This is a genomic window from Intrasporangium sp. (assembly GCF_030452765.1).
Taxonomy (GTDB): domain Bacteria; phylum Actinomycetota; class Actinomycetes; order Actinomycetales; family Dermatophilaceae; genus Intrasporangium_A.
The window spans coordinates 1-20,699 of sequence record NZ_JAKDLO010000014.1; the positions used below are offsets into that span (position 1 = coordinate 1).

General features: G+C 64.6%; 19 protein-coding genes and 1 pseudogene. 8 read left to right on the top strand and 12 right to left on the bottom strand.

Going from position 1 to position 20,699, the window contains the following annotated elements; all coding sequences use genetic code 11:
• Positions 1–1,116 precede the first annotated feature (1,116 nt).
• Both L0H79_RS03185 and L0H79_RS03190 read left to right on the top strand, forming a co-directional pair.
• On the top strand, positions 1,117–2,043 hold the full coding sequence (locus tag L0H79_RS03185) for an NAD-dependent epimerase/dehydratase family protein (RefSeq protein WP_301483098.1): 927 nt from the start codon (positions 1,117–1,119) through the stop codon (positions 2,041–2,043).
• Positions 2,040–3,308: a nucleotide sugar dehydrogenase gene (locus L0H79_RS03190; protein WP_301483099.1), complete on the top strand. Its 1,269-nt coding sequence runs from the start codon at positions 2,040–2,042 to the stop codon at positions 3,306–3,308. Before L0H79_RS03185 ends, L0H79_RS03190 begins: the two co-directional genes overlap by 4 nt.
• A 97-nt stretch (positions 3,309–3,405) precedes the next feature.
• Here the strand turns inward: L0H79_RS03190 and L0H79_RS03195 are convergent, their stop codons facing one another.
• The 8 genes and pseudogenes from L0H79_RS03195 to L0H79_RS03225 all read right to left on the bottom strand — a co-directional run bounded on the left by L0H79_RS03195 (position 3,406) and on the right by L0H79_RS03225 (position 12,697).
• Positions 3,406–3,996: a methyltransferase domain-containing protein gene (locus tag L0H79_RS03195; protein ID WP_301483100.1), complete on the bottom strand. Its 591-nt coding sequence runs from the start codon at positions 3,994–3,996 to the stop codon at positions 3,406–3,408.
• Between the two features lie 70 nt (positions 3,997–4,066).
• Complete coding sequence (locus L0H79_RS03200; protein WP_301483101.1) at positions 4,067–4,516, bottom strand: hypothetical protein; 450 nt, start codon at positions 4,514–4,516, stop codon at positions 4,067–4,069.
• 947 nt (positions 4,517–5,463) lie between these two features.
• Positions 5,464–6,651, bottom strand: coding sequence for a lipopolysaccharide biosynthesis protein (locus L0H79_RS03205; RefSeq protein ID WP_301483102.1), 1,188 nt, complete (start codon positions 6,649–6,651; stop codon positions 5,464–5,466).
• A gap of 71 nt (positions 6,652–6,722) precedes the next feature.
• Positions 6,723–7,478: a glycosyltransferase gene (locus L0H79_RS03210; RefSeq protein WP_301483103.1), complete on the bottom strand. Its 756-nt coding sequence runs from the start codon at positions 7,476–7,478 to the stop codon at positions 6,723–6,725.
• Positions 7,479–7,762: 284 nt separating this feature from the next.
• Positions 7,763–8,890, bottom strand: coding sequence for a glycosyltransferase (locus tag L0H79_RS03215; RefSeq protein WP_301483104.1), 1,128 nt, complete (start codon positions 8,888–8,890; stop codon positions 7,763–7,765).
• 498 nt (positions 8,891–9,388) lie between these two features.
• Positions 9,389–9,952 (bottom strand): annotated as a pseudogene (locus L0H79_RS22135) (NAD-dependent epimerase/dehydratase family protein); the annotation flags it as partial.
• The gene (locus tag L0H79_RS03220; RefSeq protein ID WP_301483105.1) at positions 9,945–10,904 is read right to left on the bottom strand and encodes a hypothetical protein; all 960 of its coding nucleotides are present in this window, start codon (positions 10,902–10,904) and stop codon (positions 9,945–9,947) included. The gene L0H79_RS03220 and the pseudogene L0H79_RS22135, both read right to left, overlap by 8 nt.
• Positions 10,901–12,697, bottom strand: coding sequence for a nucleoside-diphosphate sugar epimerase/dehydratase (locus L0H79_RS03225; protein ID WP_301483106.1), 1,797 nt, complete (start codon positions 12,695–12,697; stop codon positions 10,901–10,903). The genes L0H79_RS03220 and L0H79_RS03225 overlap by 4 nt, the downstream gene beginning before the upstream one ends.
• 271 nt (positions 12,698–12,968) lie before the next feature.
• On the opposite strand from L0H79_RS03225, the gene L0H79_RS03230 reads away from it, so the two are divergent.
• Entirely contained in the window at positions 12,969–13,607 is a 639-nt protein-coding gene (locus L0H79_RS03230; protein ID WP_301483107.1) for an acetyltransferase, read from the top strand.
• Between the two features lie 213 nt (positions 13,608–13,820).
• Here L0H79_RS03230 and L0H79_RS03235 read toward each other — a convergent pair whose 3' ends face one another.
• Positions 13,821–14,096: a hypothetical protein gene (locus tag L0H79_RS03235; protein WP_301483108.1), complete on the bottom strand. Its 276-nt coding sequence runs from the start codon at positions 14,094–14,096 to the stop codon at positions 13,821–13,823.
• Positions 14,097–14,230: 134 nt separating this feature from the next.
• Between L0H79_RS03235 and L0H79_RS03240 the strand changes: the two genes are divergently transcribed.
• Positions 14,231–14,404 (top strand): hypothetical protein, encoded by a 174-nt coding sequence (locus tag L0H79_RS03240; protein ID WP_301483109.1) that lies wholly within the window; start codon positions 14,231–14,233, stop codon positions 14,402–14,404.
• Between the two features lie 531 nt (positions 14,405–14,935).
• Entirely contained in the window at positions 14,936–15,454 is a 519-nt protein-coding gene (locus L0H79_RS03245) for a MarR family winged helix-turn-helix transcriptional regulator (protein ID WP_301483110.1), read from the top strand.
• Positions 15,455–15,566: 112 nt separating this feature from the next.
• On the opposite strand, the gene L0H79_RS03250 is transcribed toward L0H79_RS03245, so the two are convergent.
• Positions 15,567–16,316, bottom strand: a complete 750-nt coding sequence (locus L0H79_RS03250) for a hypothetical protein (RefSeq protein WP_301483111.1) — start codon at positions 16,314–16,316, stop codon at positions 15,567–15,569.
• Between the two features lie 54 nt (positions 16,317–16,370).
• On the opposite strand from L0H79_RS03250, the gene L0H79_RS03255 reads away from it, so the two are divergent.
• Positions 16,371–17,018: a TetR/AcrR family transcriptional regulator gene (locus L0H79_RS03255; RefSeq protein WP_301483112.1), complete on the top strand. Its 648-nt coding sequence runs from the start codon at positions 16,371–16,373 to the stop codon at positions 17,016–17,018.
• A gap of 62 nt (positions 17,019–17,080) precedes the next feature.
• Here L0H79_RS03255 and L0H79_RS03260 read toward each other — a convergent pair whose 3' ends face one another.
• Positions 17,081–18,493: an NAD(P)/FAD-dependent oxidoreductase gene (locus L0H79_RS03260; protein ID WP_301483113.1), complete on the bottom strand. Its 1,413-nt coding sequence runs from the start codon at positions 18,491–18,493 to the stop codon at positions 17,081–17,083.
• 112 nt (positions 18,494–18,605) lie between these two features.
• On the opposite strand from L0H79_RS03260, the gene L0H79_RS03265 reads away from it, so the two are divergent.
• Positions 18,606–18,860 carry a hypothetical protein gene (locus L0H79_RS03265; RefSeq protein WP_301483114.1) on the top strand — a complete coding sequence of 85 codons (255 nt, stop codon included), beginning with the start codon at positions 18,606–18,608 and terminating at the stop codon, positions 18,858–18,860.
• Between the two features lie 2 nt (positions 18,861–18,862).
• On the top strand, positions 18,863–19,099 hold the full coding sequence (locus tag L0H79_RS03270) for a DUF2249 domain-containing protein (protein WP_301483115.1): 237 nt from the start codon (positions 18,863–18,865) through the stop codon (positions 19,097–19,099).
• A 110-nt stretch (positions 19,100–19,209) separates the two neighbouring features.
• On the opposite strand, the gene L0H79_RS03275 is transcribed toward L0H79_RS03270, so the two are convergent.
• Positions 19,210–20,604, bottom strand: coding sequence for a tryptophanase (locus tag L0H79_RS03275; protein ID WP_301483116.1), 1,395 nt, complete (start codon positions 20,602–20,604; stop codon positions 19,210–19,212).
• Positions 20,605–20,699 lie beyond the last annotated feature (95 nt).

Here is a 20,699-nt window from a genome sequence, read left to right on the forward strand (position 1 = left end):
GGCCGGGAACTGATGGGGGCAGCACGAGGAGTCACGCCGCGCTGGACCATGTCCGTCGTCAACTGAGTCGAGCGGACATCGACGCGAACCAAACGTCGCACTCGCACTCACCGAGCCCGATCTGTGGTTGAACCTTGAACATGGGACATACCATAGGTAACCTCTGCAAACAGGACATACGACGTGTAGACTGGCACGGGTCCCGGGCGGGGAGGCGTCGAGTCTTCCGGCTGATTAGTCTCCCGCCGCATCCCCACCTCGCGGCGGCGAATCCGGTCACCGGGGCTTGCACAGACAGGCCCGTCGTTATCTCCCCCAAGATCCGGGCCTGTCTGTGCCCCCACCCCCAAGCCCCGCCGTGTCATTCCTGCTTCCATGGCGAGGCCTTGCTCGAGGATATGGCGCATACCTACCCTAAGTCACCAAATCGGACTGATTCATCCAATTTTCATGGATCGGGACAAGTCGCGCAGTCGAGGCATCGAGTGGCTTCGGCACGGGTGTCCTCGCGCGCCCGGTTGGGCGCTCCCGCGCAGGCGGAACGCAGGGCGATCAGGTGCGTCACATGAACCTAGGATTCCCAAGACACTGGCCAGTACGGTACGGCGCACCAAGCCAGGGTCAGCACGGTCTCGCCAGCGCGTGCCGGACCCCACGCGGCTTGCGTCGGTCGGGCACCTGGGCGAACACCTCGGACATCGAACGACGCGCCCACCCGGCAGACCACTCGGCGATGCGGGGATATCACATGGCGGCGTGGGGCTCCCAACGAAACGAAGGCGTGTGTGAGAACTCCCATGGTCGGGTAAGCCCCCAAGCCGCCCCAGCAGCGACACGCGCCACTTCAGTCACACACGCAACAGCTAGGTTAGCATCCCAGCCGACTTTGTCGATCCCCCGACTCCGCCACCACAACCCTTAGCCTCCCAGCCGCACGCACTTCGAGTGTTCTTGATCACACCATGCGTGCCCTAGTAGCAGTGCCCTAACGATCCCGATTCGCGCTCACGGCGGAGCCCTGAGAAACTCGGAGTCGTTCCAGGCATAGGCGCCCAGGGAGCCACGCCCGTATCAATGTAACTGGCGCGGACACCAACCACCGCTCAGAAAGAACGCATGCGCTTGCTCATCACTGGTGGCGCCGGATTCATCGGCTCCAGCCTGTCCCGTTTGGCTCTCGAGGCCGGCCATGAGGTCGTCGTTCTCGATGACCTCTCGACCGGCCACCGCGAAAACGTCGAAGGCATCGATGTCATGTTCGTCCAAGGCTCGATCGTCGACGCGCACGCCGTGGCCAAAGCTTGCGAGGGAGCCGACTCGGTCGTCCATCTCGGCGCCCTAGGGAGCGTGCCACGGAGCATTCTTGACCCCATGGCCACCCATGTGGCCAATGCGACGGGCACGCTGACGTTGCTTGAGGGAGCCCGAGCCGCAGGAGTCAGGCATGTCTCCTGCGCTTCGTCAAGCTCAGTGTACGGCCTCAACCCCGCGCTCCCCAAGAGCGAGCGCGAGTGGGTCCGCCCGATGAGCCCCTATGCGGTGACCAAGTTGGCCACGGAGCAGTACACACTCGCTTACCAGCAGTCCTACGGCATGAACACGCTCGCGTTCCGATTCTTCAACGTATACGGGCCGCGACAGTTGGCTGACCACGTCTACGCCGCTGTGATTCCCGTCTTCGTCCACGCAGTGATGGAGAACGAGCCCGTTCCCATCAACGGGGACGGCACGAACTCACGCGACTTCACCTACGTTGGCACCGTGTGTCGGGTGCTTCTAGACGCGGCTGAGCGGCGGGTCACCCATCCTGAACCCGTCAACCTCGCCTTCGGCAGCAACACGACACTCCTCGAACTTGTCAGCAAAATTGAGGACATCACAGGCCAACAAGCGACCGTGGTACACCGCGAGCCCAGGGCCGGCGATGTCAAGCACTCCCAAGCGGACAACACGAGGCTGCGCTCGCTCTTCCCGATGATCAAGCCTGTGTCGCTCGAACAGGGCCTCGCGGAGACCGTCGCATGGTTCAAGGAGATGGCATGACCCAGACATTGGTGGTTCTTGGTCAGGGATACGTCGGCCTACCCATGGCCTTGCGCGCTGCAGAAGTCGGCATAAAGGTCTACGGCCTAGACACGAATGCAGCGACTGTCAATGCGTTGAACTCCGGTTCTTCGCATATTGACGACGTAACCGATACGGACCTCAAAGCTGGCCTAGACGCTGGCTACGAGGCAACGACCGATCTTGCCTGCATCGCGTCCGCCAATGTCGTCGTCGTTTGCGTCCCAACGCCCCTTAGCGAGGACGGCGGTCCCGACCTCGGCCCGGTGGAGGACGCCGCCAAAGCCATCTGCGCCAATCTCAGTCCGGATACCCTGGTCATTCTGGAATCGACGACCTACCCCGGCACTACCGAAGAGGTGTTCGCCCCGATCGTGGTCGGCGATCAGTTCGGGGTGGGCGAGGATGTCTTCATCGCGTTCTCCCCGGAGCGCATTAACCCAGGGGATCGGGTATACGGAGTCAGGAACACGCCGAAGGTTGTCGGTGGCTTGACCTCTGAGTGCACGACTCGTGCTCGGGACTTCTACGCTCAGTTCATCGACACCGTTGTCGAGGCCAAAGGCGCCAAGGAGGCCGAGATGGCCAAGCTCCTTGAGAACACGTTCCGACATGTCAATATTGCCCTAGTAAACGAGATGCTCCGCTTCTCGCAAGAACTCGATATCGACCTCTGGAATGCGATCGACTGTGCCGAGACAAAGCCGTTCGGTTTTATGGCCTTCCGCCCCGGGCCCGGGGTTGGCGGTCACTGCATCCCCGTAGACCCCTCGTACCTCTCGCATCGGGTCAAGGCGAAACTAGGCTATGCATTCCGCATGGTCGAACTTGCCGAGGAAATCAACCACGCCGCCCCGGACTATGTGGCGTCCCGAATCCGTTCAATACTTAACGAGGCGGGTAAAGCCGTCAAGGGTTCCAAGATCCTCCTTCTCGGCGTCACCTACAAGCCCAACATCGCCGACTGCCGTCAAAGCCCCGCCGACCCGCTCGCCGTTCGGCTGCTCTCTTGGGGCGCAGACATCGCCTACCACGATCCATTCGTGACAGACTGGCGCCCACACGGCATGGACCGGGACTTCCGAGGAGTTACCGATCTGGACGCGGCGATGGTAGAGGCAGACGTCGTCGTCCTTCTCCAACCGCATGCGGAGTACGATCTCGACGCGATCACGTCGTCAGGCGCTGCCGTGCTCGACACCCAGGGCGTGCTGGCGCCAAATGGCACCGTAGACCGCCTGTAGCCGAAACAGCATCAGGGATCGTCATTCGCGAGACCGATACGGCGCGGGCGACTACTCGTGAACAGGTGAACAGGTGGCGCCAAGCGTCGCTACTCGCTCAGTCGCGACGGAGCACGAACTCCACCTCGTAGGCAGGCATCATCCAGCACATATGCGCCTCATAGAACTCCTTCGTCCAATTCGAGATATTGACCCACGCGGAGAGCACCTTCACGATTCCATGACGCACGTAGAAGGGCCGCGAGGCCTTGAAGTGGAATGTCGCGCCGTAAACGACGAGCGGTGCTGGTTCCGCATAGGTAGGCACCTTGCGCCTGAACGGCGTCCTCCGCGTCCAGTAGCCGAAGGTATAGAGCCCGAAATATGAGCGATGCGTCGGGTCCGAGTAAAATCCTGGGTTGGAGAAATGTGGAATGATCGCGCGGAACTCCCCACCGGGCACGAGGACCCGGGCCGCCTCGCGCACGAGTGCCTCGGGATCGGTGACGTGCTCGAGGAAGTGCTCGCTATAGATCGACTCGACACAGGAATCGGGGATCATCCTGAGCACTTCGAGCGCGTCACCAACGACATCGACATCAGGCAAGTCGAGCAAGTCGATCCCGACCGCGTCGGCGCGTCGCTTCCTATTGGCACAACCCAGTTCCAAGCGAAGCGGGCGATGCTCTAGGACACTCATATCCCTCATGACGTAAGAGTAGCGCCACCTTCGTCATTACGCTCACTCAGCGTTCTCGCTGCCCCCGGCTACCCGACGGCTACCCGCCAACTACCCGGCGTGACGTGCTCCTCGAACGGAACTGAGACGAACGCTCGGGCTCTTCAACCGAATGGCGAGATTTGCTCTTGAGCAGAGCCCCGATCACCGCTGCGCCGATCGCAGCGCCCCACTGGTGTCCCACTGCTTGGAGGTACGGGTTCGACGCGTTCGCCAATAGCAAAGCCGTTGAAGCCACGCCCGTCGTTACAATCACGCTGCGGTGCTCGGGAAACAGGGCTGCGGCCCGACGCATCGCGACAGCAAGCACTACAAGAGCGGCGGCGGTCAGCAGGATGCCGACGAGACCAGTCGAGAACAACAACTGGTGGTATTGCAACTCGAACATCCAGGGCCGGTCGTCACTGCGCGTGAATCCGCTCCGAAGTACCGCCCCAAGGCCATGACCCAAAATAGGGCTGTCCGACCAAGCGCTCACCAACTCGCCCATCTGGTCTCTTCGAGCGGTATCCGATATGGCGTCGGTCGATGAATGTCCTACGCCCAAGAACACAAATGCCGCATCCCTAATCGCTGAGAGCCCCTGACGTGCAGGGTCTGAGTCAGCGGCGACGAGGAAAAGAGGCAGCAGGACGGGGAGAGCAAGGGGGATCCAAATGGGCAGCCTGAAAGCCGTCGTGCGAGGAGTAAGCCACCGCTGGAATACTAGAGCCAGCAGGGGGGACAGCACTGTGACGACGGCGATACCGCGGCGGCCGGACACGAGACCGGCAACGACTGCAATCACGGCTGCCGTCACTAGCAGACCTCGCGAGGGCAAGTATGAGTCAGCCCGCACGATCGAGCCCGCTGCGCACAACGGAGCCGTGATCGTGAACGTCGATAGGCCATAGAACCGGATGGCCGTGGACCCCGCTACCTCGTTGAACCCCGCATCCTGTGATGCTAGTAGCGAGTCGGGTAGAGTGACGGGCAGCAGCCCGAGCTCTCCTGCGATGTAGAGGACAATGATCGTCCCAAATGCGATCGTTACAAGCGTGATGCCTGTCAGAACTCGGCGGATGTCTAGGACACGCATGCTGAGTGCCCATGGAGCCCAGATTGCCGCACCGCCTAGCCAGACGGTCGCTTGATGGTCCACGCCAGGACTATCTTTGACGACACCGATCAGCACCCCAAGGATGATCACAATCAGGAGCAGGCCACCTGCCAGCAAGAGTGGGCCGGGGATGCGAAACCCTTGCGCCGCCAACGAGATCACCGAGATGCATGCCAAGACGGCAAGGACCGGGTAGAGGATTTGCCCATTCGAGACCGGGCGCCATAGGACGTAACTGAGGCAGAGAAGCGCGGGGATCGACGACACTGAAGGCGCCCACCAACCCGATCGACCTTCATCCCTCCTCGGATGGCCGTAAGACTTGAAGGGACCCAAAATCACGCGCGTTTAGCCTCCTCATCCATGCTTGTTCGTTTGATTTCCATGCGGGCGAGGATTGCGAGCAGCGAGTAGGCAACGAGACTCGCACATGCCGCGCCCATCGCACCCGCCAACGGTACGAGGACGGCGCAAAGGCCGCCGAGCGCTACTGAACCCGATCCCGTGATGACTCCCGCCCGCTTCATGCAACCCAGGCCATTTAGCACAGCGACATCGATTTGATAACTAGCCATGGGAAGTGCGGCGACGCCCAGAACGAAGATCATAGAGATAGAGCCTCGAAATGCGTCGCCGAGGAGGAACGGCACCAGCCAGGGCGCCGCAGCGCACAATAGTCCGCTGCCCAGAGCGGTAACCACGAGGGCGGTGCGACGATGCCGATCACTCGACCGGCCTTGTCCCGTCTCCGTGGAGCGCTTGAAAGCGACCTGCCCAACGCCATTAGAGACGAGCCAGAGGAGCTCTGTGAAGGTCGCCGCGACGCCATATATGCCTACAGCAGCAGGTGACGACATGAACCCAAGGATGAGACGATCGCCCCGAATCACGAATGCCTGTCCAAAAATAACCGGCACCGCATGTCGACTGAATCGGACCACCGAGCCCCCAGTCTCTTCGGCGATCTGAACGGAACTGGTTGCATCACGCACTCTGAATTCACGTTTTAGAGTCCGCAGATGCATGAACACCTGCACCAACTGGCCGAGGACCATCCCGCCCAGAACGATCCGGAGATTCAGCGCATCCAAAGTTGCTGCGGCTAGCACGACCGCGGTCTGCGTAGACGTTGTTACAATCTCGCCTCTCACTGCCACGGTGTGCAGGCCCAAGCCGTGATGACACTCGCGCAGCAAGTAGGAGAAGAGCACGAGGACGGCATAGGGCACAAAGAGAGCACCTATTGCCGGGTCATCAAGACTCTTAGTGAGCCATAGAATTCCCAACCCAAGTACGCAGGCTGTTGAACTGTGGAATGCTGACAGCCTTGCTGCCAATGCAAGGTAGAGACGAATTGAAAGGCTTGGCGTGCGGGCGAGAAGCACGCGTCCGCCTGTGCCCACGCCAAGCGACCCTAGAAGCATCAAAAGCGAGCTGGTCGTCGTCGTTACGACGATGATGCCGCGATCGGAGGGACCCAGCCATCGGGAAGTAAGCACCGCGAAGAGGATCGCGCTTGCAGCCATGAACGCCATCGCGACGATGACGGATCCCTCACGACTTCGCAGCGTCCTGGAAGCATTTGCGTGTACAGACACTAGCTCGAGGTCCCTACCCCAGTTGCCGAGCGCCATAAAGTCGACCAAACCGAGAACGAGTAGTGCTGGGCGACAGCATTCAACGCCGCTTTTCCGCGCTCCCGACGTCGTGCCGGCTCATCCTCAATGATTCCGATCAACGCCTCGACCCACTCACTCGGACTTGCGGCCGCAATACCGTCGAATCGCTGCAGTGCCAGCGCGTTCGCTCCGACCGGGGACGCTACCATAGGGAGCGCACTCGCTGCGTACTGAAGAAGTTTGTACGCGCACTTGCCCCGAGTGAAGGCGGTGTCGCTGAGGGGCCCGACGGCCACGTCGGCTCGATGCAGTGCGGGCGCGAACACAGACGGCGTCCATGGCACTCGGTCGATCATGTGCTCGAGTGCGCCCAGTTCCGGATTCTCAAGCTGACCACTGATGAGCAGAAGTCGCGCGCCAGTGGCCGCATGAACCGTCCACAGCGCATCGGCGATCCCTGCTATGAATTGCTCTGTGGACGGGGAACCTAGCCAGACCAACGTTGGCGGCCCTTCGATGGTCCATGAGTCCTTCGCCTTGTAGTCGCTGGGCTCAACACAGGACGGAATCATTACTACGTTCGCTGAGAACTGCTCTGCCCATTCTGCAAGATAATCATTGCCGGCAATAACGACGTCTGCGGCGGACGCGGACTTCTCGCACTTGCGTTCCTGGCCCAGAAGCCTGCGCGTGCTGGTCATGTCGGCGAAAAGGGCGTCATCGAAATCGTACACCGAGTGTGCTCCTGCGCGGAGGACGCGCTGCTCAAGGGAACCGGAGCTTAGGGGGCTGACCTCACGGGACACGATGGCTGTAGCCCCACTCAGGTCCGCCCGTCTGAGGCGCAACTCGGCCTGGACGACCTTCGGCAGATGTCGGGCAAGGGTGCTTCCTCGGACATCCCTCTGCCCGATGTAGGTGTGCCCGATGGCGCTCACGCCCAAATGTCTAAACCAGTCATATAGGCGGACACGCGTGCTGCCGGCCACCGGTGAGTAAGAGGAGAAGGCATGAACGGTCACCGCACGCCCCCTACTGCAGCAGATGGGCTGCTCCTTGACAGCGGTGCGTAGAACCAGCCTCCGACAATCCTCTGAGGGTTGAACTCACTTGATACCCACTCCCGTGCCTGTGCACCCATGGCGCGCAGTCTGTCCGCATCTGCGAGGGCCTCGGCCAGCGCTGCGGCGAGCGCGTTCGCATCGGAGGGCGGGACTAGCACGCCGGTCCGTCCGTCAACTACTGAGTCACGACACCCGGTGGCCGTCGTCGTAATCGTCGGAACACCCATTGCGGCTGCCTCAAGCACGACGTTCGGGAAGCCTTCGCGCAAGGAAGGGAGAACAAGCACGGACAGCAGCGCGTAATACGGACGGACGTCCTCAACCGGTCCAACCAAGCTCACTGCGATCCCCGACGACTGCAAACGTGATACGTACTCCTGGGAGTCCTGCTCGTCCTGTGGCCCGACCACTAGGAGATGGAAAGGCACGCCCGATAGGAGCAGGGAGGATGCCGCTTCCAGCAGAGTGTCAATGCCTTTATCGTGCGTTAGTCGACCGACGAAGCCCAAGACTGGCACATCCGGGTCGATGCCGTATCGCGCTTGAAGCGCCAGGTCTGGCTGTCGGGGCGCGAAGCGCTGCGCGTTGACTCCGTGCGTGCTACCCGGAACGGTCTGACGCAACTTTCCGGGCGATACAAGGCGTCTGGCGATGACCTCCTCCTTGAGGGTCGACGAGTTGACCATAACCTCTGTGGCCGCAGCCATGGCGAAACGTTCCATCCACACCAAGACGAGGCGCAGAAGCCCGGAGGACCCCTCAAGCCGTAGCCCACCGCACAGGTAGACGCGTCGCGGGACGCGCCAAACTGCGGACGCCGTCATTGCCATCAGAGCGCATTTGGGCGTGCCTGCAACAACGATCGAAGGCCAGACCAAACGAACAACTCGGTGCCAGTGCAACAAAGCGATCATGTCCTTGAGGGGCGTGACCTGCCGAGACATCTCGATGATGCGCGATTGCGCCCCGGTCTCCGCCATGGCGGCGTCGAGATGACTTCCCGACGACGACACCAAAGTGACCTCATAGCCTTCGTGCCGCAACATGCCGACGAGTTCGCCGTAGAAGTGCCGGAGTGTCATCGGAACGGTTGTGGCAACAAGTGCTGCGTGACGGTCAGCGCGTCGGCACGTAGGGCGCAGGACATCCGTTGTCTCGCCTGCGGATTGGGCTGTCTGTCCGGCCGAGCCACAGAGCGCCGTCCATCCTTCATGACCGACCGGTGGCCGCCATCCGGCAACAGTGAGCCAGCTCTCCTTCTGCCCTTGTCCGAACCACATCATCTCGACCCGTCGCGCAGTTGGAGCCAAGCGCGGTACGAGCCTCCCGGCCCGATTCAGGGACGCGACGGCAAAACGGGCGACAGGATACGGGATAACATGCGGGGGACAACCACCGAGCGATTCCATCAAAGATGCCGTCGTGAGGCCCTCCCACGGATGGATGGTAACCGGCGGTGGCTGCTGAGAGCAGACCGCCAAATACACAATGGCGCTCGCCACGTTGTGAATCAATGCCTGGGGAGATGGTCGCGCGCTGGGCCCCGCGATTGAACGAAAGGGTGAAGAAGCAACGCGTGATAGCACTCGGGTGATCTTCCGATCCGAACCGTGCACGGCTGGTGGCCGATAGATGACCGCGTTCCTAGGCAATTCCCTCATCACCAATCGCTCACCAGCTATCTTTGATGCGGCATACGCCGAGAAGGGGTCAGTCTCAGCCGAGGCGTCCAAGGACGCTCGCCGCCCTTGGACGACTGCGCTGCTCACATGGACGAGGCGAGCATTCTCCCCCAAACGCGCAACGGCACGCGCCACGAGGCCGGGGAGGATTGTGTTCCCACCGCAAAGACGCGCCTTGTCCTGTGAAGATGCATCGGGTACGCCTGCACAGTTTATGACCGTAGGGTGGCCCTTCAGCACTTTGCACAGTTCCGCAACGACGGTGTCGTGGTCCATAGGCAGGTACTCAATCGCGGATATTCGCGGCGCTCGAACGGGCGTGATCTCATGGCCGTGGGACGACAACTCATTACAAACTGCGGCCCCAATGAAACCGGTAGAACCGATGACGGCAACTTTCATTCGTTTTCTCCGATCCTGACGGCTGACAGCGACGGCGGGCAGTGTCGACAATTCACCCATCTTCTGGCTGGAACTTGGCGCGAGCGGTGGGCAGGAGTACGTAGGCGACAACAACTGTCGCAGTCAACAGGACCGCCGCTGGCGAGGATAAAAGGAGCCAGGCCATGCTAATAAGCGCGGACGAGAGGCCTACGATGGCAGCTACATGCAGGTGGGTCAGTCCTCGAGCAGTTAATTGCTGATAGACATGTTCCCGGTGCGCCATCGTGAGCGACTCACCAGCGAAAAGACGCCGTACGAGTGTTAGGAAGACATCGACGAAATACAGAGCGAGCGGCGCCAATAGCAGAGGCAGGGCCACGCGCTCCAAGATCCCGATTAAGATGCCAGCCGCACATAGTGTCCCATAGAGATAGCTGCCAACGTCTCCTAAGAACATCTTCGCTTTGATTGCGTTGAACGGCAAGAACGCGACCGAGCTCCCGATCGTAACCAGACCGATAAGCGTCAGGCTTTGTGCTGCATTTCGATCGCCGAGGTAGGCCATGGTCGCACCCCACACCGACATAGTCATGCCGGTGATTCCGTTGATTCCATCCATGAAGTTGATTGCGTTGATGACCGTAGGGAAGAGGACCAAGGCGGTGATGCCCAACCAAGCGTCGTCGATCGTCCAACCCACGAGCCCGCCAATGATGACCTGCGCGAGCAGGCGAGGCAAGGGATCGATGGTCCGACAATCGTCGGCAAACCCTACGAAGGCGAGCAGGACGGCACCCGCGATTGCAGCATACGGAACTTGCCACCCACCGAGGGCGCCAGTGGCAGTTCCTGACAGCACCCCGAGTGCGCATGCGATGCCGCCTCCGCGAGGAGTGGGCTGAAGGTGCGAGGATCGGTGGTTCGGAACGTCCACAACCCCCACGTGGAGCATGAGGGCCCGGACAAAAGGTGCGGCGCACAGCGTGGCAGCGGTGCTGCTGATCACCAGCGCCAGCCAAGGAGTATTCACGCGCTCTGAGTCTCCGCGACAGCGCGTTGACCGACCATCGCCGTCTCGCGCATCCATTGAGCGGCGCAGCCGTGCGCGTCGAAGCGGATGGTCCACACTTCGTTGACTCCGAGTCTTGGAACATCGACGCTGTCGACCAAGGGGTGCGCGGTCTTGCGGCGTCCCTCGTGTTCGGAGAAGAGGTCCTCGCCGAGCTTTTCGCCCGGTCGCAGGCCGCTGAAGATGATGTCGATGTCCGTGCGGCCGCTCATCCGGATAAGGGTGTTGGCGACGTCGACGATCCTCACCTGTTCACCCATCTCCAGGACCATGACCTCTCCGTCGTTTCCGATTGCGCCGGCCTCGAGGACGAGCTGACAGGCCTCGGGGATGAGCATGAAGTAGCGCTCCACGTCCGGGTGCGTGACGGTCACCGGCCCGCCCTGCTCGATCTGGGCTGTGAAGGCGTGCACGACCGAACCACGTGAGCCGAGGACATTGCCGAAGCGGACCGAGACGTAGCGGCCCTTCTCTCGGTGCGAGAAGTCGGCGGTCAACCGCTCCGCGACGCGCTTACTGTAGCCGAGCACGCAGGTAGGGTTGGCGGCCTTGTCGGTCGAGACGTTCACGAAGGTGCCGACGCCGACGGCGGCGGCCGCGGTCAGCACATTGAGCGTGCCGAGGACGTTGCTCTTCCACGCCTCAAGCGGGTATGCCTCTAGTAGGGGCAGGTGCTTGAGCGCGGCCGCATGGAAGACCACGTCGGGCCGGGTGGCCTCAAACACGGTCTTGAGCGCCTCCGGGTCGCGGATGTCGCACAGGACGACCTCGTCCGTGTCGAGCAAACCATTGCCGATCATGCCTATCTGCGTGGCCTGCAGGCCCGACTCGTCCCGGTCGAGAAGGTACAGCTTTCCCGGGCCGAAGCGGGTGATCTGGCGGCACAACTCGGAGCCGATCGAGCCGCCCGCACCGGTGACGAGGATGGTCCGGCCAGAGATCTGCTCGGCGATCACGGTGGGGTCCAGCTGGATCGGGCGACGACCCAGGAGGTCAGTGACATCGAGGTTGCGCAGATCGTTGGGCGTCGGGCGTCCGCCGATGATCTCTCTGAGCGGCGGCAGACTGAGGACGTCGAGGCCAGCCGCGGCGGCGCGCTCGGCGAGATCACGCAGTAGCCCGGCCTCGGCGTTGGGCAGGGCCAGGACGAGCGTGTCCGCCTCGTACTTCCCGGCCACCGCCGCGATGTCGGAGCGGCCGCCACGGACCTTGAGGCCCTCCATCCGCAATCGCGACTTGGCCCTGTCGTCATCGAGTAGAGCGACCGGCACGTAGCCGCAGGACTGGTCGTAGGCCATGCTGCGGAGCAGGCGACGACCGGCCTCGCCGGCACCAAAGACGATGACCCGACGCTGGGCCTCGCGACCGACCGCCAAATGGGCCCGGATGGTGCGCAGGACGAAACGGGCCGCAAACATCGCCAGGATCGCGATCGCGGCACCGGTGATGGGGACGCCCCGGGGCACTATGACCGGGTCGGCCAGCAGCGCCCAGGCGAAGAGCCCGAGGCCGACGAGCCCAACGGTGATGCCGAGGTCGACGACCTCCTCGAACGACCCTCGGATGTGCCCGACGGCATAGGGCCCGACGACGAATCCGATGACGAGTTGTCCGATGACAGCGACCGCGGCAAACAGGGTGGTGCCACGAGCGAAGCTCGGGTCGATCGCGAAGTCGAGGCGCATCCACATCGCGACGTAGGTCGCGCCGACCCAGATCACCGCGTCGATGATGGCCCAGAGCGTACGGAACATGCGCGCCCTGCGCTGCCGTGCCGGTGTCACGCGTCATCTCCCGAAGTGGTTGTGTCATCGGCCGGTGAGTACGTTCGATGAGCAGGGTGTTGATCGTTGGTGCGGATCCCACATATGTCCCACGCACTGCAGAAGTTGCAACCAGAATCACCAGCCCTGGAAGCAACACGGCGCGACACGTGGTTGAGACCGATCCCGTGGGCTAAGCGCAGCGTAGCGACAAATCGGTCATCTTGCGCATCGAGCCCAAATCCGGGCCTACTGTGCGACCATGACCCCCCTTCGTGCAGTCATCATCGGGGCCAGCGGGCATGGCCGGGAACTCTTGGGCTGGCTCCGAGACAGTGCCCCATCAACAGAGCTGGAGTTCATCGGCTTCCTCGACGACGGATCACCATCCGAAGCCTGCCTTGATCGCGTGGATGCTCATCACCTCGGCCCGCTCGATGAACTCGCCAACCTGCCGGACGTGGTGCACTACGTCGGCATCGGAGATCCCGCAATGCGTCGGACGGTAGCGCAGCGAGCCTTGCTGCGCGGCTCACGGCCTGGGCCGGCTCTCGTCCATCCCCGCGCCCATGTAGGCGCCGACATCACCATCGGTGACGGAAGCATCCTCGCGCCGGGAGCGGTACTTACGACGAGCATCCGCCTGGGGCAGCATGTCCATGTGAGCTCAAACGTCGTCATTGGGCACGACAGCGTCGTAGCGGACTTCGTGAGCATCTATCCAGGGGCGACCATCTCAGGCAATGTCGCCATCGACGCCGGCGTCACCATCGGCACCAATTCAACCGTGATCCAAGAACGGAGTATCGGGGCCGGGTCGACCGTCGGCGCGGGCGCCGTCGTCGTTCGCGATGTCCCGTCTGGAACGACGGTTGCCGGGGTACCTGCGCGTGAGAGATGACCGGGGCCCCGCGTTGGCCCCGCGCCATACCGAAAGGTTGTTGTCGTGCAAGCGACACATGCGGAGATGCGGAGGTGTGCCGCCGCGAGGCCGAGCTTTCCGCAGCGGACCAACGGGATATTTGTCACAATCCATCGGCTCGCATCGACAGCTCCGGCCTTGTTAACCTCGCATGTGGGATGTCCTGCCGGGACATCCCACATCCATGTCAGATCACTCAGGGGAATCGATTTGATGCTTGACCATCCGGCTGCGGTCCATTCGGTCGTGCTTGCCATACACCTGCGTCGGCGACGAATCGATCGGCTGCACACCATCCGGGCTGTCGCCCGCTGCGTCACCGTCCTGGCCGTTGGGGTCTTTGCCGCGACGGCGGTGATCATCGACCGGCCGGACAGTGCGGGCTCGTCGCTCGTGCGCCTGCTCATCGGCGCCGGACTGCTCGCGTGGGTTGCTGCCGTCGGCCTCGACTTCCGTGTGCAGGCGCACCGTTTGAACACACGCATCCTCCAGATGCGGTTGCTGGCTGTGCAGGATCGGATCGAGCGGCTCGCCATTGCAGCCGCGGACAGTCAGCGAGAGCGGTCGGCTCCCTGCCCGTCGCCCATTGCGCGAGCCAGCGCATGACCACGCACCCGATCGAGGTGCTCCGCGGCGAGATGCGGCAGATCGAGGGCGCCCTCGACGAGTCGGAGCGCAGGGTCGAGCACACTTTGGGCGCCGCCGCGTTCGCGGCTCTCGTCGGCATGCTGGCCGTCCTGCTCGTGGTCGTGTTCAGCCTTCACCTCGCCGGGTAGCAGCACAGGCGTGCCACCGACCACCGCAGTTGCTGGTTCACCACGGTCGTCCACCTTTACGGCCGCACCTGCGGCGGGCGGTGCGGCCCGGTCCCGTGGTCGGCCCGGGCGGGGCCCCGTCACCGCGGCCAACCGGCCAACGTGTCGGAGGACACGGTCAAGAGCGCGGTGGTCACGGATGACCGTGCCGACGTCACCCCGCGGCCCCCGCCCAATCAACGTGTCGCCCAACATGTACGACGACGCACAAGACCCCGCCGACCCCGAAGCCGGAGCTGCCCACACGGGTTACCCCACGGCCGGGATCATCTGGAGTGGGTTGTTGTTGCTCACGCTCCTCGGCGGCGGGTGGCGGACATGGTCCAGGGCGCGAAGGAAAGCAGGGCGACTGACCGGAGAGTCCTGACCCGCGGGCACCGGCTCGACGGCGCAGTTCGCCTGACGCGAACTGTCCCTTCAATGGCACCTAGGAACAAGTAGTAGGGCTTCCGACTAATGGACGTCATTACAAATCCGACCTACGATGGCGCCATGACCGCTGAGACGTTGGGCAGGCCTGCCCTCTCCGCCGATCCGATCGCCGCTGCGCGTCAGCAGTGGGTCGAGCACGGCTGGGGGCCCGCCGCGCCCGGTATGGCGGCCATCACCTCGCTGATGCGGGCCCACCAGATCGCCCTGAGCCGGGTCGAGGCGACCCTCAAGCCCCTCGGTGTGACGTTCGCCCGCTACGAGGTGCTCATGCTGCTGCTCTTCAGCCAGCGCGGGTCGCTGCCGATGAAGCTGATCGCCTCACGACTACAGGTCCACCCGACGAGCGTGACGAACGCGGTCGACCGGCTCGAGGCTGCTGGCCTCGTGGCCCGCACGGCGCACCCCGACGACCGCCGCGCGCTCATCGTCACCCTGACCCCATCCGGGCGGGCGGTCGCCGCGAAGGCGACGGCGGCCCTCAACTCCGAGGTGTTCGTCCAGCCCGGACTGGACGAGCAGGACGTCCGGGAACTCGTCGAGGTCCTCGGCCGGATGCGCCAGAGTGCCGGCGACTTCTGACGGCCGCCTGACCGTACCTGACTGCCGACCGAGAGTGCACTTCTCACGATTGACAGTGCACGTCTCACGATCGAGGGTGCACATCTGCCGATCGAGAGTGCAGTGCTCCGGACTATCGCTCGAGTTCCGCCCGAGCCGAGTGGCCCACCAGGAGGGGCCAGCCGAGCGGGACGAGGGCGGCGGCCAGCCCGGCGAAGGCGATCACGCTGATCAGCAGGTGGCCGGAGATGAAGCCGAAGGGCATCAACGCGGCCATTCCGAGCAGGACCGCGCGGCCGGGGCTGAGCAGCCCCGACCTCGCCGTGGCGACGGCGAGCAGCACGAAGCCCACGACCAGTGCTGGTCCGGAGACGTTCATGACCGTCCGTGGGATGACCTGTGACTCGTCGATGAGCACTGCGGCGGCAGCGCGATGCGCGCCCGTGTCGGTCAACTGCGATGCCGCCCAGTAGATCGACTGGAAGGAGATCGGGCCGCAGAGACCGATGACGGTGAGCAGCCCTGCGGTGCGGCCCAGCCCGGGCCGGATAGCGGCGACAGCCCCTGCGACGCCGGCGACGGCGATCAGCAGGAGGATCAGGCTGGCCAAGGAGACCTGGATGGCGAGACCGAAGGTCGTCGGATGGGCCACCATGCCGGCGACGAAGTCTTGGCCCGCTGCGTGATAGGACGCGATGCCGAGGGCCGAGGCTGCGACGGCCAGCGGCGGCGCCACCACAGCGCAGACCCCGGTGATCCGCGCCCCGGGAAAGCCCTGCCATCGGTCCGCTGCAGACGAGGCCACGACCGCGTGCACAGCCTCATCCAGCGCCACGCCCTCCACCGGCCCACCCGAGGTCTGAGCGGATAGGTTGTTGTCCATAAGTCCCCTCCTTCGGTTGAATCGACTTATAACCAATGAAGATAGGCTTGCCTTGTGAAGGAGTCAAGGGGATACCGGTCCCCTCACCGGGAGCGCCAGGCGCAGCAGACGCGCCGCGCGATCCTCGAAGCCGCCCGGAAGCTGTTCGCCGAGCAGGGCTACGCGGCAACCCCGGTGACCCAGATCGCTCGCCACGCAGGAGTGTCCGTGCCGACGCTCTATGCCAGCGTGGGCACCAAGGCCGAGCTCGCCCGCCGTCTGGTGGAGTTCGTCAACGACGAGGGCGGGGTCGCGCAGAACGATGCCAGGCAGCGCCAGGCGACGAGCGCACCGGAGCTGCTCCGGCTCAACATGCACCTCGTCCGTGAGCTCAACGAGCGCTGCGGCGACATCATGCGCGCGGTACGGTCCGCCGCCCACACCGAGCCTGAGCTCGCCCCGGTCGCTGCAGCAGGCGATGCCTACCATCGCGACGGAGAGCACGAGATCGCGCGGCGCCTTCTCGAGATGAAGGCACTTCGCGCGGGGCTGTCGGTGGAGCAAGCCGGCGCCATCCTGAGCACCCTCGCCTCCTCCGAGACCATCGACCAGCTCGTGCTTCGGGAAGGCTGGTCCTACGACGAGGTCGAGGACTGGCTCGTCGACTCGCTGAGCCAGTTGCTGCTGGGTCGGCGCGCAGGTCGCCGGAAGTACGCGCAATGACGCCCACCCGGAAGGTGGGCTGGGCGGGTACAGCAGGCGTCCGCTCCGCGCGTCGGCACCGGTCAGCGCAGCGTACGCAGGGCTGCTCGGGCGGCGTTCCAGCCACACATGCCGTGAGCGCCGGCACCGGGCGGCGTCGCCGCAGAACAGAGGTAGACACCCGGCACGCCGAGCGAGTATGGCGTCAGGGTGATCCTCGGGCGGAAGACGAGCTGGAGCGCGTCGTTGGCCCCGCCGACGATGTCGCCGCCGAGGTAGTTCGGGTTGTCCGTCTCAAGCGCGCCGGCGGACCGGACGTGTCGGGCGAGTACGCGGTCGCGGAACCCGGGCGCGAACCGCTCGATCTGCGCCTCGACGGCGAGAGTCGCATCGCCGGCCCAGCCATGCGGTACGTGGGCATACGTGTAAACAGGGTGCACGTCACCGCGCGACCGGCTCGGGTCGGCGACATACTGTTGCCCGACGAGGACGAAGGGCCGCTCGGGCATCCGACCCCGGTTCACCTCACGCTCGGCGAGCGAGACCTCCTCGAGCTTCCCGCCGACATGGACCGTCCCGGCCCGGCGGGACGGTTCGTGGGTCCACGGCACTCCGCCCTCGACGGCGAAGTCGACCTTGGACACCCCCGGGCCGTGGCGATAGCGCCGGAGCGAACTGGCCACCCGAGGTGGCATGCGATCGCCGACGATCCGGACCGCTGCCTCGGGAGACGTGTCGAGCAGGATGACGTCCGGCGCACCGAGCTGCTCCAACGAGCCGACCCTCACCCCGGTCTCGACATGCCCACCGTGCTCGCCCAGCAGGCCGAGCATGGCGCGGGTGATCGCCGCCGACCCGCCCTCTGCGACGGGCCAGCCGTATCGGTGCGCGGCCGCCCCGAGAGCGACGCCGATCGCCGAGGACAACGCCGCAGTGAAGGGTCGGAGTGCGTGCGCGGCGACCCCGGCGAAGAGGGCTCGGGCCTCGTCCGTCGACCAGATCCGGGCCAGCGTCGCCGCCGGCGGGAGTGCTGCCGCGCCGAAGCGTGCCAGCTTCACGGGGTGTCGCGGCACGTGCAGGAGCGGGCGCAGGAAGTCCTCGGCGATGTCGGCGAAGCGTGGCGCGAGGCCGCCGAAGACCCGCTCCCACGAGCGGCCGTCCGGACCGAGCCCGGCCACCGTGTCGGCCACGGACCGGCCGGCCACCGCACCCCGGCCCCCGTCGAGCGGGTGCGTGTACTCGAACTCGGCCCAGCGCCAACGCAACCCATGCGCGGCCAGGTCGAAGCGCCGCGAGAACGGGGTGTCCACCGCGAGCGGGTGGAAGCCGGAGCACTCGTCGTGAATGAGGCCCGGCAGTGTGAGCTCGCCGCTGCGGGCCCCTCCCCCGATCCGGTCTGCCGACTCGAGGACGGTGACGTCGAGCCCCTCCGCGGCGAGCGTCAGGGCGGCCGCCAGACCGTTCGGGCCGCTGCCCACCACCACTGCCGTGCTCACCTCGCCACCCTTGCACGGCGTTGGGCTGATGTGTAGCCGCGGCGCGGCACTGAGGTAGGCTCTCTCGTGTTTAACACGGCATCTGCCGTGTTAATTGCAGGACAGGAGACGCATGAGAAGCCCCGCAGACCTCTCCGTCGAGGAGGCCCTCGCCGGCACGACCGACGTGCTCGTCAAGACGCTGCGAGCCCTCGGCCAGGCCGGACGGCCCGACGCGGCAAGTCGTCTGGCCGCCAAGGCCTGGTGGGCCCTGCGCGAGGCGAGCCCCCGCGAGGCGGAACGGATCAACGGTGCCATGCACTTCCTGGCCCGGCTCCCCGCGGAGCCCGGCGCCCACCCGACCGAAGCACCGACACCCAAGGAGTAACCATGAGTGCAGACCCCGAGCTCGATGTCCGCAGCGAGCCGCCGGCCCGCCGTCACGACCTCATCCTCGGCACCTACCACGACCTGACGCCCGGCGCGGGCTTCGAGCTGGTCAACGACCACGACCCGAAGCCGCTCTTCTACCAGTTCGACGCCGAGTACAAGGACCAGTTCACCTGGGACTACCTCGAGCAGGGCCCCGAGGTGTGGCGAGTGCGGATCGGACGCCCTGCGGCCTGAGCCGCGCACGTCAGTCTCACTGCACCACAACGCAACTCGAAGGGTATGCCGCTGAGCCGACTCAGCGGCATACCCTTTCGGTCTTCGTGACGCCGGGCGTTCTTCGGCGGTCAGGCGATCGGCGCGAAGTCGGCTGTGAAGTGACGCAGCGCGGGCGGCTCGCTCGTGATCCGGTAGCCGGGAAGGGAGGCGGCCTCGGTCGCGACGCGCTCGCAGACCTCGATGACGTAGTCCATGTGGCTCTGCGTGTAGGTGCGGCGCGGGATCGCGAGCCGTACGAGCTCCATCGCGGCGGGCGCCTCGGAGCCGTCCGGTTGGCGCCCGAACATGACCGATCCGATCTCGCACGAGCGGATTCCGCCGACCTCGTAGAGCGCGACGGCAACCGACTGGCCTGGGTACTGGAGCGGCTCGAGGTGCGGCGCGAGCCGGCGGGCGTCGAGGTAGACCGCGTGCCCGCCGATCGGTCGCAGCACCGGGATGCCCCGCTCGTGCAGCGCGTCGCCGAGGTAGGCGGTCGAGCGGATCCGGTAGCGCAGGTAGTCGTGCTGGACGACCTCCTTGAGCCCTTGGGCGAGCGCCTCGAGGTCGCGGCCCGCCAGCCCACCGTAGGTGGGGAAGCCCTCGGTGAGGATGAGCTGGGTGCGGCACGTCTGGGCGAGCTCGTGGTCGTTCATCGCGAGCCACCCGCCGATGTTGCCCATCGGGTCCTTCTTGGCGCTCATCGTCATGCCGTCGGCGAGCGAGGCGATCTCGCGGACGATGTCGGCGACGTCGCGATCCCCTTGTCCTGCCTCGCGTTCCCGGATGAACCAGGCGTTCTCGGCGAAGCGGCACGCGTCGAGGAAGAGGGGCTTGCCGTAGGCATCGCAGATCTTGCGCACGCCGCGGAGGTTCTCGAGCGAGACCGGCTGCCCGCCGCCGCTGTTGTTGGTGATCGTCACCATGACGCACGGCACGTCGCCCGCGTGCTCGGCGAGCAGCGCCTCGAGGGCGTCGAGGTCGACATTGCCCTTGAAGGGGTGCTCCGAGACGGGGTCGTGGCCCTCGGCGATGACGAGGTCGACGGCTCTGGCTCCGGTGGCCTCGACGTTGGCGCGGGTGGTGTCGAAGTGCGTGTTGCTCGGCACGACCTTGCCGGGGCCACCCAACGCGGAGAAGAGGATCCGCTCGGCGGCCCGGCCCTGGTGGACGGGGATGACGTGCTCGTAGGGGAACAGCTCGCGCACCGCGTCGACGAAGACGAACCATGATGGCGAGCCGGCATACGACTCGTCGCCGCGCTGGATCGCGGCCCACTGGTCGCGGCTCATCGCGCCGGTCCCCGAGTCGGTGAGCAGGTCGATGAGGACGTGCTCGGCGCGCAGCTGGAAGAGGTTGTACGACGCGTCGCGCAGATGCTTGCGTCGCTCGGCTGCGCTCGTCATGCGCAGTGGTTCGACGGAGTGGATCCGGAAGGGCTCGATGATGGTGCGGAAGGGCGCGTCGGCGAAGTTCTCAGGCATGTGACCACTCTCGTCCGGATGCCGCACACCTCGGAATGGGTCATGCGTGCCGTTTCCTCGTTATGACCTTGCGATCATGATGAGTTCAGGATGCT